At 54.4% G+C, this 15,108-nt stretch carries 7 protein-coding genes; all 7 read left to right on the top strand.

Annotation, left to right across the window (positions count from 1 at the left end; translation table 11 throughout):
* Positions 1-141 precede the first annotated feature (141 nt).
* A complete protein-coding gene (locus tag RUDLU_RS0125030; protein WP_245581720.1) occupies positions 142-1,731 on the top strand; it encodes a sulfatase family protein in 1,590 nt (529 codons plus the stop codon).
* Positions 1,732-1,780: 49 nt separating this feature from the next.
* Entirely contained in the window at positions 1,781-5,824 is a 4,044-nt protein-coding gene (locus tag RUDLU_RS0125025) for a hybrid sensor histidine kinase/response regulator transcription factor (RefSeq protein ID WP_169578077.1), read from the top strand.
* A gap of 182 nt (positions 5,825-6,006) precedes the next feature.
* Positions 6,007-9,150, top strand: coding sequence for a SusC/RagA family TonB-linked outer membrane protein (locus tag RUDLU_RS0125020; protein ID WP_083940650.1), 3,144 nt, complete (start codon positions 6,007-6,009; stop codon positions 9,148-9,150).
* A 5-nt stretch (positions 9,151-9,155) separates the two neighbouring features.
* Positions 9,156-10,691 carry a RagB/SusD family nutrient uptake outer membrane protein gene (locus RUDLU_RS29860; protein ID WP_019991192.1) on the top strand — a complete coding sequence of 512 codons (1,536 nt, stop codon included), beginning with the start codon at positions 9,156-9,158 and terminating at the stop codon, positions 10,689-10,691.
* An 81-nt stretch (positions 10,692-10,772) separates the two neighbouring features.
* Positions 10,773-12,194 (top strand): sulfatase-like hydrolase/transferase, encoded by a 1,422-nt coding sequence (locus tag RUDLU_RS0125010; RefSeq protein WP_019991191.1) that lies wholly within the window; start codon positions 10,773-10,775, stop codon positions 12,192-12,194.
* A gap of 4 nt (positions 12,195-12,198) precedes the next feature.
* On the top strand, positions 12,199-13,851 hold the full coding sequence (locus RUDLU_RS0125005; RefSeq protein WP_157580450.1) for a right-handed parallel beta-helix repeat-containing protein: 1,653 nt from the start codon (positions 12,199-12,201) through the stop codon (positions 13,849-13,851).
* Positions 13,852-13,969: 118 nt separating this feature from the next.
* Entirely contained in the window at positions 13,970-15,067 is a 1,098-nt protein-coding gene (locus RUDLU_RS0125000) for a Fic family protein (protein WP_019991189.1), read from the top strand.
* Positions 15,068-15,108: the final 41 nt, after the last annotated feature.

The raw sequence follows: 15,108 nt of genomic DNA, 5'->3' as shown, positions 1-15,108 counted from the left end.
CATTTCTTTTAGTGAGTGGACCAGTGGTTTCATCAGATTTTGAACGTCCCATACCCCCTTTTGACCGAAAAGACCCCTGCAAACGACTCCGTGGCTGGTAACTTGCTTTTCGTAATACGTCTGATCCAAACCTGTTTATTCATGCCGCTTTATTACCCCAAATCACTGTCATTTCGCTGGGGGCTTGTTTCCCTTATAGCGTTGCTATCCGTCAATTCCTGCCTGATGCCCACCGGAAATATGCGGCAAACGGACGAGCAAAACACCGCACGAAACCCGAACATCGTCATCTTCTATGTCGACGATCTGGGCTATGGTGACGTTGGGTACAACGGGGCAATCGGGGTAAAAACGCCGGAGGTAGACCGGCTGGCAAAGGAGGGCATCGTGTTTACCGATGCCCATACGACCTCGGCCACCTGTACGCCCTCGCGCTATTCCGTACTGACCGGCCAACACGCCTTCCGCAACAACGCGGCTATTTTGCAGGGCGATGCACCGCTGCTCATTCAGCCGGGTAGCTACACCCTGCCGGGTATGTTGCAAAAGGCTGGTTACCGAACGGGCGTAGTCGGTAAATGGCATCTGGGTTTGGGCAATGGCTCCATCGACTGGAACGGGGATATAAAGCCCGGTCCGCGCGAAATCGGCTTCGATTACAGTTTTCTGCTGCCCGCCACCGGCGACCGGGTCCCGACGGTGTACGTCGAAAACCACCGGGTGGTCAATGCCGATAAGAATGACCCCATTGTGGTCAATTATGAGAAGAAACTCGACGGGTATGCCAACGGCCTCGACAGCCCCAACCTGCTCCGGCAGGGAGCCGACAAACAGCATAGCAATTCGATCATCAACGGCATCAGCCGCATTGGCTACATGAAAGGCGGCAAATCGGCCCTCTGGGTCGATGAGGAGTTTCCCGATGTGCTGACCGACAAGGCCAAACGGTTTATCCGGGCCGAAAAAGACAAGCCGTTCTTCCTGTTCTTTTCCTTCCACGACATTCACGTGCCGCGTTTGCCCAATCCACGTTTCAAGGGGAAAAGCAGCATGGGACCACGGGGTGATGCCATTGCGCAGATGGACTGGATGACGGGCGAGGTAATGGCCGAACTGAAAAAGTTGGGGTTAGCCGAGAATACCCTCGTTATTTTCACGAGCGACAATGGGCCGGTTATCAGCGATGGGTACGACGATCAGGCGATGGAACTGCTGGGTGCTCACAAACCGGGCGGGCCGATGCGGGGAGGTAAATACAGCGCTTACGAGGCCGGCACCCGCGTGCCCACCGTTCTCTGGTGGCCTGGAAAAGTGAAGCCCGGCACCAGCAAGGCCCTGATCAGTCAGGTAGATTTGTATGCTTCGTTTGCGGCTTTGGTCGGGCAACCGCTGGCCGACAATGAGGCTATCGACAGCCAAAACTTGCTCACGACCCTTCTGGACCACACCAAACCCGGCCGAACCTGGCTGCTGGAAGAATCGTACACGACCTCGCTGCGGAAAGGCGACTGGAAGTACATTGAGCCATTCCCCAAAGAAAAACGTCTGCCCGATTTTATGGCCAATAAAGGCGTTGAAGGCGGTTTTCAGCATACCCCGCAACTGTATAACCTCTCGACGGACATCGGGGAGAAGCGCAACCTGAGCGGGGAGAATGGGGCGATGGTGGCCAGTATGCAGGCCGAGATTGAAGCGATTCGGAAGAAGACGAAGCGGAGCCCTGTTCCGTAAGGGCCTGAACAAACTTGGTTATGTCTCGTTTTTTGTTCAAATTATCTCAATGAGGCTCGTAATCTACTTTTGCTTCCTGTGTGCCCTGGGCGTTTGCGTTTCAGCAACGGCATGGAGTCAGCATGTCGGTGCAGGTAGGTCTGACGAATTTGTAATCGATTACCTCGACGTGCGCAAAGGGCTGCTCAGCAACTTTGTGACCCGGACCATCAGCGACGATAATAACCTCAAATACTTTGCCACCGAGGGGGGCGTGTCGCGGTACGATGGCTACGGCTTCAAAAGCTACCGGCCCGGCGGGGAGTATCCGCAGTTGGTGAACGAGAACATTGAAACGCTCTTTAAAGACAAAGACAACAGCATCTGGATTGGCACCAAGAGCGGGGGGCTTTCGGTGCTGGACGTGAAAATCAATCGAATCCGGAATTATAACGACATTCTGAAAACCCGCGATCAGCGCTACCTGCGCGTCATTTCGCTCAATCAGGATGCCAAGGGGAATATTTGGGTAGGCACGTGGAACAAGGGCGTATTTGTGCTGGATGCCAACGCCCGGAAGCTGCTGGCTCATCACCCAGCAACCGAGCCGGTTTACAAAATCATCCGCGACGAGCACCATAATATCTGGTACATCAGCGGCCGAATGTTGCACAAGTACGACCCCTCGGAAAACCGCCTGTTCGACTTCCCCACCCAGTACATCATGTACGATCTGGTGCAGGACAACGTCCGCAACAAGCTGTGGATGGTGGGCAACACGGGGCCGAAAGTCCACCTGCAAAGCTTTCGGTTCGATACGCAGCGGGTGCAGGAGGAGCCCATTAATCTGGAAGCTACGTTCATGAAAAGCATTGCCGTCGATGGGAAAGGCCGGGTTTGGCTCGGCAGTTGGGGCGATGGCCTGTTTATCAGCGATGTGAAGGTGACCCGCTTCCAGAAAATCAACACCAATCCGCAGGGCAGCATGTTCAACAACGTCAATTACTCCATGATTCTGGATATTGACATTGACCCCAACGGCATTGCCTGGTTGAGCACCGCTCACGGGGGTGTTCTGATTCTGTACCCCAACAAAGGGTTCAACTTCATGGCCGACACCCGGCAGGGAGGCCAGATTGACCACAACACCATCGCTATTTTCAAAACCCGTCGGGGTGAATTACTCATCGGCAGCCTGACCGAGGGTCTGTACCGCAAACCTGCAGACGGCCCAATGGAGAAAATCAGCCCTATTGCCGACACCCGGATCAATACCATTTACGAAAAGGACAACACCCTGTTTGTGGGTACCAACCGGGGGCTGTATATCATCAAAGACGGCAATTTTGCCAATGCCTACCAGGCATTTGCCAACGATAAAATCACGGCTGTGCATTTGGATAGTCAGGGAATTCTCTGGATAGGCTCGCAGCAGCGGGGCCTGAAAATGACCCGCTTTGCCGACGACCCGAAACTGGAAAAGTGCCAGATCTACGCCGAAGAGCAGAAGGGGCGGTTTGCGCTCGAAAACAACCGGATCAATCAGATCAAAGAAGACAGTCAGGGGAATATCTGGCTGGCGACCTACTCGGGTCTGAACCTGCTCGACCGGACTACCGGTGCGTTTATCCCACATCATCAGTTGTTATCGGCCGCGTTGCCCAGCGTCATCATCAATGCCCTGTATATCAAGGGCTCGACTCTCTATCTGGCTACGCCCCTTGGGTTCGCCGACCTGTCGCTGACGAATAAAAAGCTAAACCTAAACGCACTCTACACGGCCCGAAACGGCCTGACCAACGATTTTGTCTGCGCCATTGAAGAAGATAATACCGGGCAGTTCTGGCTCAGTACGACCACGTCAATTACGCGCTTTGACCCCAAAAATAAGCGCTTTGTCAACTACGACCGCGAAGACGGAGTGATGATAAACTCCTTTCATATTGGGTCGTCGTTCAAAGGCGCGGACGGTGAGCTGTACTTTGGGGGTGCCAATGGCATCATCCAGTTCAGACCCGACCAGATAGGCCGGACTTTTTCCGTACCGAAGGTGGTCTGGACGAAGCTGATGGTCAATAATCAGGCGATTGACGTGGGCGAAGATGTAAACGGGGAGGTAATTCTGACCCGGAGCATTCAGTACACCGACGAGATTAGCCTGAGCTATCGGCAGAACCACCTCTCGCTCAATTTTGCGGCCAACGATTTCTTCGGGGCAGATAATGTAACGTATGCCTATCAGTTGCGCGGATTTGGGGATGGGTGGGTAAACATAGGCGGCAAAAATGAAATCAACTTCACGGGTCTGGGGGCGGGTACCTACGAGCTGCTGGTAAAAGCCAGCCGCAATAATCAGGATTGGAGCCCGGCCAAAAAGCTCCGAATTGTGGTGGGCGTGCCGCCCTGGCTGAGTTGGTACGCCTTCGTATTTTATGTCTGCCTGGCGGTAGGTGCGCTGCTGTTGGTTCGGCATATATCGGTGCGGCAGGCCCGGCTCAAGGCCGACTTGCGCATTGTGCAGATCGAAAAAGAAAAAGAGCACGCCCTCAACGAGGCCAAGATCAACTTCTTTACCAATATTTCGCACGAGTTTCGGACGCCCCTAACCCTGATTATGAGTCCGGTAGCCGAGATCTTGGACGACCTGACGCTTAACAGCAAACTGCGCGAAAAGATGGTGCTGGTCGAGTCGAACGCCAAGCGGATGCTCAACTTGATTAACCAGCTGCTCGATTTCCGCAAGTCGGAGCATGGGTTACTGAAACTGAAGCGGGTGTACAGTGATTTTGTCCCGTTCGCTAAAGAGGTGTTCCTGAGCTTTCAGTCCATCGCCCGGAAGAAAAACATCCGATACACCTTTCAGTCCGAACTCGATGAGGCCCCGTTGGACTTTGACCGCGATCAGATGGAGATTGTCCTCTGTAATCTGCTGTCGAATGCCTTCAAGTACACGCCCCATAACGGGGCCATTCAGCTCAGGATTTACCCAAAAGGGGATTGGCTCGCGGTTGATGTGGAAGACGACGGCATTGGTCTTTCGGAGGAAAGCATACGCAACCTGTTCAACCGGTTCTATCAGGTTCAGAATGCCCAAACGGCCAAAATGGTGGGCAGCGGCCTCGGGTTGGCGTTCTCCAAAAACATCGTCGACCTGCACGAGGGCGAGATTACCGTTCGCAGTGAACTGGGTAAAGGTACCTGTTTTACCGTATTGTTGCAAGCCGACCCTGTAGATGGTGCCCCCGCCGATGGGCCGCTTGCTGAACTGGCCGAAGCAGGTGCCGAGGGACCGGTCTGGCCGGAAAATAATTCGCTGGACATCAGTAAGCAGCGTAAAAAAGAAACGGTGCTGGTGGTGGACGATAACGAAGATATTCGGGCGTACCTGCAATCGTTGCTGAAAGAGGACTTTACCATTCTGGAAGCCCAGAACGGCCTCGAAGCGCTCACGATTACCAACCGCGAACTGCCCGACCTGATTATCTGCGATGTGATGATGCCCTTGATGGATGGAATTACGTTCTGTCAGGAAATCAAACAGCAGATTGCTACCTCGCATATCCCGGTGATTCTGCTCACGGCCCGCTCGTCGGTGGTGTACGAAGTGAATGGTTTGCAGACCGGTGCCGACGACTACATCACGAAGCCGTTCAACCCGATCATCGTCAAAACCAGGATTCACACCATCCTCGAAAACCGTAAAAAGTTACAGGAACATTACCTGAACAAGGTGCGGTTTGAGCCCGATACGCAGCAGGTAAACGAGGTCGATCTCGACGCCCTGTTTATCGACAAAGCCATCAAGCTGGTGAACGACAACATGCAAAATGAGGATTTTGGGATCGAGGACATGGTGGAGCATCTGTTTATGAGCCAGTCGACGCTGTACCGCAAAATCAAATCGCTGACAGGCCTTTCACTGACCGGCTTTATCCGTTCGGTGAAGCTCAAAAATGCGGCCCAGATGATTTTGCAGGATAACATGAAGCTCAGTCAGGTAGCGTACGAAGTGGGCTTCAACGATTACAAGCATTTCCGCAAATCCTTTCAGCAGCAGTTCGGTTGCTTACCCTCCGACTACCGGGCTAAAATTCTGGAAGGGGTGAAAGAGTAAAAATTTATAGGGTAACAGACAGCTAATTGTAACCCAGAACCGCTCACTGTAGCGGTTTTTTTTATGTTGAACGATTAGACCTTCTGATTGCATGGATTAGCCCCCCCGGGCCGACTTTGTCTTGTGACATTTGGATAAAATTTATCACTAAGACAGGTCAACAAATTTTCAATCCCTGCACTATGAAGTCAAATTGTACTTTAGTTCAACGAGGGTGGAACCTGGGGCGATGGTCGGCAAGAGCGCTGCTACTGCTGATCGGAATCGCGTTGTTCGCAACACCCGTAGCCCTCGCTCAGTCGTCGCTACGCATCACCGGCTCGGTGGTGTCTGCGGCCGATGGCCAGAGCATCCCCGGCGCATCGGTCACCGTGAAGGGGACTACCACAGGCACGGTTACCGGTGCCGATGGGAGCTTTTCGCTCACGGTGCCCTCCCGGGAATCGGTATTGCAGATCAGCAATATTGGCTTCACGGCCCTCGAAGTGCCCATCGGTAATCAGACCCAGCTGAAGGTAAGCCTACAGGAAGACGTAGCCATGCTCGGCGAAGTGGTGGTAGTTGGTTACGGCGAACAGAAAAAAATCAACCTGACCGGGGCCGTCGAAACCATCCGCTTCGACGGGGCCGTAAACCTGCCGGTTACCAATACCTCGCAGATGATGTACGGTCGTTTTTCGGGGGTGCAGCTCACGCAGTCGAGCGGCTTGCCCGGTGCCGATGGGTCTTCGATCAACATTCGGGGAATTGGCACCTTCGGTAACAGTAATCCGCTGGTCGTTATCGACAATATTCAGTACAACGGCCTGACCGAATTCAACAACCTGGCTCCGTCTGACATCGAGAGTATTTCGGTGCTCAAAGATGCTTCCGCGTCGGCTATTTACGGGGCACGGGGAGCCAACGGGGTCATTGTGGTCACCACCAAAAAGGGGAAGAAAGGCAAACTAACCGTCGACTACAACGGCTACACGGGTATTCAGCGGGTCACGGTGGTGCCGGAGTACCTCGATGCCAATAATTACGCCCTGCTACGCAACGAGCGCGACCGCAACGCCAACGGTGCCAACGCCCCGCTGCGGTATTCGGCCGCCGATCTGGAGGCCATCCGAACCGGCTCCCAGCCCGATCAGTTCGCCAATACCAACTGGGCCCGCGAAACCCTGCGCGACGCGCCTATCCAGAATCATTACCTGTCGTTTTCGGGTGGTAGCGACAACCTCACGTACCGGGTGTCGCTCGGGTACCTCAACCAGGATGCGATTGTGCGCGGCAAATTCAAGTCGGACCGCTACACGCTGGGCCTGAATCTCACGGCTAAGGCTAATCAATGGCTTACCCTGACGAACGTGACCAACGCCTACTGGTCGAAATTCCGGGGGCCGTCGGGTGGTGCCGATGCCATCACCGGCGAAACGGGTATCATCAATCAGTTTCAGCGGTCGTCACCAACCATCCCGGCTTACTATGCCAACGGTGCATTTGGTATTGTGGATGGCTCCTATCAGAAAGTCAACTTCTCGTTTCCGTCTACCAATCCGCTGATGACCGGCTTGCAGGGCGATAACAAGCAGGACAACATCAATATCAGCGAGCGTGTGGGGCTTTCGGCCAATATTCTGCGGGGACTCACCTTCGAGACGAGCGGTAGCCTGGTGATGAACGTTCAGAACATCTCCAACTTCAACCCGACGCTCACCACCCGCGATTGGGCCGGGCAGATTGTGAACCAAAGCCTGCTCAACTCCCTAACCAATACCTTCAACTTCAATTACCGCCTGCTGAACGAGAACATTCTGCGTTACTCAACCAGCTGGAAGCAGGCGCACAACCTGCAACTGATGGCGGGTCATTCGGTGATTTACGACAAGGACGATGGCTTTGCCGGTTCATTGCAGGGCTTCCCGTCCGACAATATTCAGGAGTTCAACGGCGGAGGGGTTACCAATCCGTCGGTGAGCGGGGCCGCGTCGGAGGTTTCCTGGCAGTCGTTTTTCGGACGGGTCAACTACAACTACATGGAGAAGTACCTGCTGGAGCTGAACCTGCGTCGCGACGGCTCGTCGAAATTCGGTCCATCCAGGCGCTACGGTACTTTCCCGTCGATGTCGGTGGGCTGGAACATTGCCCGCGAACCGTTCATGCAGTCGCTTAACTGGGTTTCAAACTTTAAACTCCGGTCGAGCTGGGGGGTAAGCGGCAACGACCGGATCGGCAACTACATCTACGAGCAAACCTACAACACCGGCCTCGACTATGTACTTGGCGACGCGGTGGTGGGAGCTGTTGCCCTGACGAGTCTGGCCAACCCGAACATCACCTGGGAAACGATCCGGCAGCTTAACGTCGGCCTTGATCTCGAACTGTTCCAGAACCGGCTGTACTTCTCGGCCGACTATTTCCGCCGGAACAGTACCGACATTCTGTACACCAACTTCCCGGTGCCTAACTCCCTGGGGGTTACCTCGCTGGCCGCCCAAAACGCAGCCGGTATGCTCAACCGGGGTCTTGAACTAACGGCTAACTATACGAACAACTTCGGTGGGCTGAAACTGGATCTGGGTGCCAACGTCACCCGCATGGCTGATAACCGGGTCACGAGCCTTGGGCCGGGTGGCGAAGAAACCATCAGCGGCAACAGCATTATCCGTATCGGGCAGCCCTTCAACGCCTATTATGGCTACCGGGTGCTGGGCGTTTTTCAGACTAAAGAAGAGGCAGCTGGTGCCCCCGTGCAATTTGGTAGCCCCCTCACGGCTCCGGGCGATCTGCGCTACGCCGATGTGTCGGGTGCCAACGGAACCCCCGACGGTAAAATTGACGCCTTCGACCGGGTCGTCATTGGCAATCCGTTCCCCCGCCTGATCTACAATTTCAACGCCAACATGACCTACCGGGGCTTTGATTTTACCATCCTGTTTCAGGGCCTGGACCGGGTAGATCGGGTGCTGAACGGCAATGGTCAACTCCCCATGGCCGACGACCGTAACAACGCCCTGTCGTACTGGCTTGGCCGCTGGACCCCCGAGAACCCATCGACGACCTTACCCCGTCTGGGCGGTGTCAACAACACAGTTCTGTCGTCTTTCTACATCCAGGATGCCTCGTTCCTGCGGCTGAAAAACCTCGAACTGGGCTACACACTGCCCGTACAACTGAGCAGCAAAGTGGGCATCCGCAAGCTGCGCGTGTATGCGAGCGGGCAAAACGTCCTGACGTTTACCAAACTCAAAAACTTTGATCCCGAGCGGACTTCCGGCGGCAATACCGACCGCCTGACCCCCCTGTACAAGATTTATAGCCTTGGCTTAAACCTCAAATTCTAAGCGCCATGAAAAAGATTTTATGTTTACTGCTGACGCTGCTGCTGTTCGGTTGCAAGGAGGAATTTCTGGATCGGGGCTCCCTGACGCAGCTGGCCGAGGGTAACTTCTGGCAAACCGAAAAAGACGCCCAACTGGGCCTCAACGGGGTGTACGAAGTGCTGCAGGCCCGGGTACTGTACAGTGGCAATCTGAACGGTTCGGCGGGTATTCCGCAGCACGACAGCTTTGCCGACAATACCTTCAACAACTATAAGTTTGAAGGCCCCGGCAATTTTGTGGAGGCCCGGGTCGATCCGGCAACCAGTTTTTTCAATGAGTTCTGGACGGCCAACTACCGGGGTATTGCCCGCGCCAACAACGCCATTGCCAACATTGAGCGCATACCGAAGGCGGCCATCAGCGACGCCAACCGGACCGTTTTGCTGGGGCAGGCGCGTTTTCTGCGAGGCCTGTTTTACATGAACCTGGCTATTCATTTTGAGGATGTCCCCCTGATTTTGGCCGTTCAATCGTTGCAGGAAGCCTACGTGCCCAAGAATACCAACAAGGAGGTGTCGGACCAGATTATTGCCGATCTGAAGTTTGCGGGCGAATCGCTGCCGGCCACCTACCCGGCCAATCAGTACGGTTACGCCACCAAAGGAGCGGCCCTGTCGTTGCTGGCCCGGTTCCAGCTTTACCTGAAAAACTACCAGGAAGTGGTGGCCCTGACGGCTCAGGTGCTCACTCTCGGCTATAGCCTGAACAGCAGCTACGAGCAGCTGTTTACCGAGGCCGGCGAAAAGTCGAAAGAGATTGTGTTTGCCGTGCGCTTTTTGCAGGATCAGTCCGACAACGGCGAGACGTTTTCGGCCACGTTTACCGGCATTCCGAAAGTAAATGTGCAGCCCATGCGTAACCTGGTTAATGACTACTACGCGACTGACGGTCTGCCCATTACCCGCTCACCCCTGTACCGGGCAGCTACACCAAAACTCAACCGCGACCCGCGTTTGGCCGCTTCGGTGTACTTCCGGGACGACATTTTCCTGACCGACCTGAACCGACCTTTTACCGGAAATACGGCCACTACGTTCGGCTTGAAAAAGTACATCCGCAACAGCCCTTCGCCGAGCGGAATCGGGGTAGGGTCGCCGGGAGGGCAGGACTTTTACGTGATTCGCTATGCCGATGTGCTGCTGATGCGGGCCGAAGCCCTGCTCGAAACGAACCAACTGACCGAGGTGTATTCGCTGGTCAATCAGGTGCGGGCGCGGGTGCGAATGCCCAAGATAGAAGACGTGGAAGGCACGAACCTATCGCAGGTGGCCCTCCGCGACATTGTCCGGCATGAACGGCGCGTGGAGCTGGCCTTTGAAGGCTTACGCTTCTTCGACGTGAAGCGCTGGGGCGAGGTAGAAGCCGCCTACAAGCGGGCTACCGATGATCGGGTAGCCGCCTACCGACCCGTGTACCGGGGCCGTATGTCGGAGGTGTTCCCGATACCGCAAACCGAAATCGACGCCAACAAGAATCTGGTGCAGAACCCGGTTTGGAAGTAGCTTCTATGAATCTCTAAAACGCTCCCCTTTATGGTTCGCTTATAGCGGTGTTGACCATAAAGGGGATTTCTCATCCTTACGATGCTAAAAATTCTCTCAACGATACTGCTCAGTGGCCTCTACCTCGTCTGGAATCACGACTTTGTTAGCCGCTCACAGGCCCCCGCTGCCCAGTCCCCGAATATCATCGTGATTTTGACGGACGACCAGGGCTATGCCGACGTGGGTTTTCACGGTAGTAAAGACATACGCACCCCCAACATCGACCGAATCGCCCGCAACGGCGCGGTATGCTCCGAGGGTTACGTATCGTTTGCCGTGTGCGGTCCCAGCCGGGCGGGGCTGCTCACCGGGCGGTATCAGGATCGGTTTGGGTTTTCGCGCAATCCGCTCGTTGCCCCAAACGATCCCACTATGGGCCTGCCCACCTCCGAACAAACCATGGCTGAGCTGCTCAAGAAAGCTAACTATTCCACGGCTGTGGTGGGTAAGTGGCACCTCGGTGCGCACCCCTCGCTGCACCCCAACAAGCGGGGTTTCGATCAGTTTTTTGGGTTTCTAGGTGGTGGCCACCAGTACTTTCCCGAGAACCTGACCCTAAAAGACCTGTCGGAGGTAAAGTCGGAGTACGACTCGTACCGGACCCGGCTGATGTACAACACGAAGCGGGTGGAGGAGAAAGAATACCTGACCGATGCCCTCTCGCGGGAGGCCGTTCGGTTTATTCGGGAGCAGCAGAACAAGCCTTTCTTTCTGTACCTGGCTTACAATGCCCCCCACGCGCCCTTGCAGGCATCCGAAAAGTACCTGAGCCGGTTTGCGGATATTGCCGACCCGCGTCGGCGGACCTACGCAGCCATGATCAGCGCCGTGGACGATGGGGTGGGCAACATTCTGAATGGGCTCGAAGAACTGAAGCTGGACAAAAATACGATTGTCTTTTTCCTCTCGGACAACGGCGGCCCCACGCCCGACAATGCCTCGGACAATGCACCGCTGCGGGGTAAAAAAGGCGATTTCTTTGACGGTGGGATTCGGGTACCGTTTGCGGTGCAATGGCCCGGTACCATTCCGGCGGGTAGCCGGTACAGCAACCCGGTTAGTTCGCTGGATATTTTCGCGACGGCCGCAGCGGTGTCGAGCGTCAAGCCGAAAAATAAGCTGGACGGGGTGAACCTGATCCCGTATCTGACCGGCAAAAACAAAGGCATACCCCACGACTACCTTTTCTGGCGCAATATTGACGGACAGAAACTGGCGGTGCGTACCCCAACCAGCAAGCTGATTTCTCAGCCTAACCTGGAGTTTCTGTTCAACATCAAAGATGACATTAGCGAGAAGAACAACCTGGCCAAACAGGACCCTAAAACCCTGGAAGCTCTGAAAACGGAGGCCAATAACTGGAACCAGCAACTGCCGCCCCCCGCTTTTCTGGGCCTGATGCAGGAAAAAGAATACAACCAATTGCACCCCGACCGGTTCAAGGTCGTCGACGGTTTTTAAAATGATGAGAATTACGTTTCTATCCTGCCTGATTTTTGGGTTATTTATGAACAGCGTCACGCAAAACGCGCTGGCTACTGATTACTACGTTCACCCGACGCTTGGCCTCGACACCAACACCGGCACGTCAAAGGCAAGCCCCATTCAGAGTCTGGCTAAGGCCAGTTCGTTATCCCTCCAACCCGGCGACCGCCTGCTTCTGGCCGATGGGCAAACCTTTGCGGGGAGCCTGCGTTGCCGTGGCTGGCAGGGAAGCGTCCAACAACCGATTGTGATTGAGTCGGTAAGCTGGCAAAACAAACCCGACTTTGGGCCCGCGCTGATTGACGCCAAAAACGAAGCCGAAGGTATTTTGCTGCTCGATTGCAGCCATGTGCATGTCCGCAACCTGTCGATCACGGCCAACGGTTACACCACCCGCAACCCCGAACAGGCTATGCGCGTGGGCGTGCTCGTTACCACTGAAAAGGCCAGAAAAGTTGTCGATATCCGGTTGGAAAAGCTCCTCATTACCGACATTTTTTACGAAAATCCGGGCGTGGTCCGAACGGCTGAGGAAGTGAAATCCCCCAATGGGACCCAGAAATACGGATGGGGTATCCGGCTCATCAATCAGGCTGATGCTACGGTGATGGAGAATATCCGCATCGCCGACTGTGTGGTCAAAAACGTGAGTCATACAGGCATAAAACTCACCGGCAAGAACCAGAACATTCAGCGCGTGGAGATAACCGGCAACCGGGTGCAGCGGTCTGGCGGACCCGGCATTCAGATGTCGGGCGTCAAATTCGTGTATGTTGCGGGGAACGAAGTTAAGTACTCAGGCAGCACCGACGACGGCCGGAAGTGGGGTCGGGGTAGCGGCCTCTGGACCTGGGGAGCCTCCCAGGTGCTGATCGAGAAAAACAGCTTCCTGTACGCCAACGGGCCCGGCGACTCGGCCGGGGCGCATATCGACTACAACTGCGACAATGTGGTGATGCAGTACAATTTCTCGGCGCACAACGCGGGCGGATTCTGCGAGATTCTGGGCAACAACTACAACTGTGCGTACCGCTACAATATCAGCGTCGACGATGGTCACCGGATCAAAGGCGAAAACGGGGCGTTTCAGGAGGGCAAGATTTTCTGGCTGAGTGGCTATCAGGGCAATCAGCGGGAGCGTAAAGGGCCTGTTAATTCATATTTCTACAACAACACCATCTACACCAGTCCCGGCAAAGTGGGCCGTCTGGCCATCGACAATGGCTCGGAGGGGGTCTTGATTGCGAATAATATCTTCTACGTCCCTGCTGGCCTCAAATCGGTACAGGGCGACCAACTGAAGCCCGACGAATCTGAAGGCCTGGGTTTGGAACGGGTATTGTTTACGAATAATCTCTACCTGAAAGCCGATTGCTGGCCCACCGACGCTATTATTCAGGATCGGGGGGCTCTGTTTGGAGACCCCCAATTCGGCAAACCCGGTGGCCTGAACCCCACTGATTACCTCCCCAAAAACAGGCAGGTGGTGCGGGCCAAAGGCATCGCAATTCCCTACCTGCCGGGCGATGAGTTCGGTCTGATGCAGGGTTTGAAGATGAGCAAAGATTTTCTGGGCAACCCCGTACCCGAAACACCGGGTTTGGGGGCTATTGAAGTGGGTGAGATGGAGTAGGGTGTGTAGTTGTGAGTTCCTGAATCTTGAGAGCATAGGTGATCCATGAGTTATAGAATCTCTTTCTATAACTCATTTTTTTGATTATATTGAGCTATAGAACGCAATTCAATAGCTCATGAAATGGATTTGGCAATCACCCGACTGGCCACAGTTTACGTACGATGCAGCAAAATTTTCCCTCTTGGAGCGCGAATTTCATCGCAATGCGGGGGTGATCGTCGGGTCGTTGGCTGCCATTTCTGACGCTGAGGTCGATGAATTGCGGGTGACACTACTCAGTAATGAAGCGCTCGATACCTCAAAAATAGAAGGAGAAGTTTTAGACCGTGACTCGGTTCAGTCATCAATCCGTAAACAGTTGGGGCTACAAACGGATGGCCGACGGGCGGGCCCCAAAGAAGCGGGGGTGGCTCAGATGATGGTTGATGTGGTCAAAAGTTACGCCGAGCCGCTGACCCCGGAACGTCTTTTTTTGTGGCACAAGATGATTATGAATGGCCGAACGGATCTGGAAACGATTGGTGGCTACCGTACGCATACCGACCCCATGCAAATCGTGTCGGGTCGGTTAGACAGGGCCTACGTATTTTATGAAGCACCAGCATCGAGCTGCGTCGAAAGCGAGATGATTGGATACATTGAATGGTTCAATCAGGCCGCCGAAGCCCAAATGCCAACGATAGTACACGCCGGAATGGCTCATTTGTATTTCGAATTGATTCACCCCTTTGAAGATGGCAATGGGCGGATAGGCCGAATTATAGCCGAAAAGGCACTGGCTATGGGAGCCCGACAATCGCTGATCACCTCCTTATCAACGACTATCGAGCGCGATAAAAAAGCCTATTATCAGGCACTGGAGCGGGCGAACCTATCTTTAGAGTGTACAGAGTGGCTGGTCTATTTTTCCCAAAAGATTCTGGAAGCGCAAATCTATGTGCAGAAAATGATCCGCTTTATTGTTTTCAAAGCTCGGTATTTTGATCGGTACCGGGGCCAATTTAACGATCGACAACTCAAAGTCGCATTACGTTTGTTTGGGGAAGGGCTGGATGGTTTCAAGGGTGGCTTAAGTGCTGATAACTACACCCGGATCGCCAAAACTTCACGAGCGACAACAACCCGGGATCTGGCTGAAATGGTTGAAATGGGCGCGCTGAAAAAGGAAGGCAAATTACGATACACGCGCTATTACCTGCCGATGGAGGGGTAGTGTTTGATTTAGGTGATTATCAAAAAAAGCAGACCCTGGTA

It is taken from the genome of Rudanella lutea DSM 19387, assembly GCF_000383955.1.
GTDB lineage: Bacteria > Bacteroidota > Bacteroidia > Cytophagales > Spirosomataceae > Rudanella > Rudanella lutea.
This window is presented reverse-complemented; position numbering and strand designations above follow the sequence as displayed.

Excerpts from the sequence above, each read along its gene's own strand:
- RUDLU_RS0125005 (WP_157580450.1), top strand. The coding sequence starts at position 12,199 with ATGAGAATTACGTTTCTATCCTGCCTGATTTTTGGGTTATTTATGAAC.
- RUDLU_RS0125010 (WP_019991191.1), top strand. The coding sequence starts at position 10,773 with ATGCTAAAAATTCTCTCAACGATACTGCTCAGTGGCCTCTACCTCGTC.
- RUDLU_RS0125000 (WP_019991189.1), top strand. The coding sequence starts at position 13,970 with ATGAAATGGATTTGGCAATCACCCGACTGGCCACAGTTTACGTACGAT.
- RUDLU_RS0125025 (WP_169578077.1), top strand. The coding sequence starts at position 1,781 with ATGAGGCTCGTAATCTACTTTTGCTTCCTGTGTGCCCTGGGCGTTTGC.
- RUDLU_RS0125020 (WP_083940650.1), top strand. The coding sequence starts at position 6,007 with ATGAAGTCAAATTGTACTTTAGTTCAACGAGGGTGGAACCTGGGGCGA.
- RUDLU_RS29860 (WP_019991192.1), top strand. The coding sequence starts at position 9,156 with ATGAAAAAGATTTTATGTTTACTGCTGACGCTGCTGCTGTTCGGTTGC.
- RUDLU_RS0125030 (WP_245581720.1), top strand. The coding sequence starts at position 142 with ATGCCGCTTTATTACCCCAAATCACTGTCATTTCGCTGGGGGCTTGTT.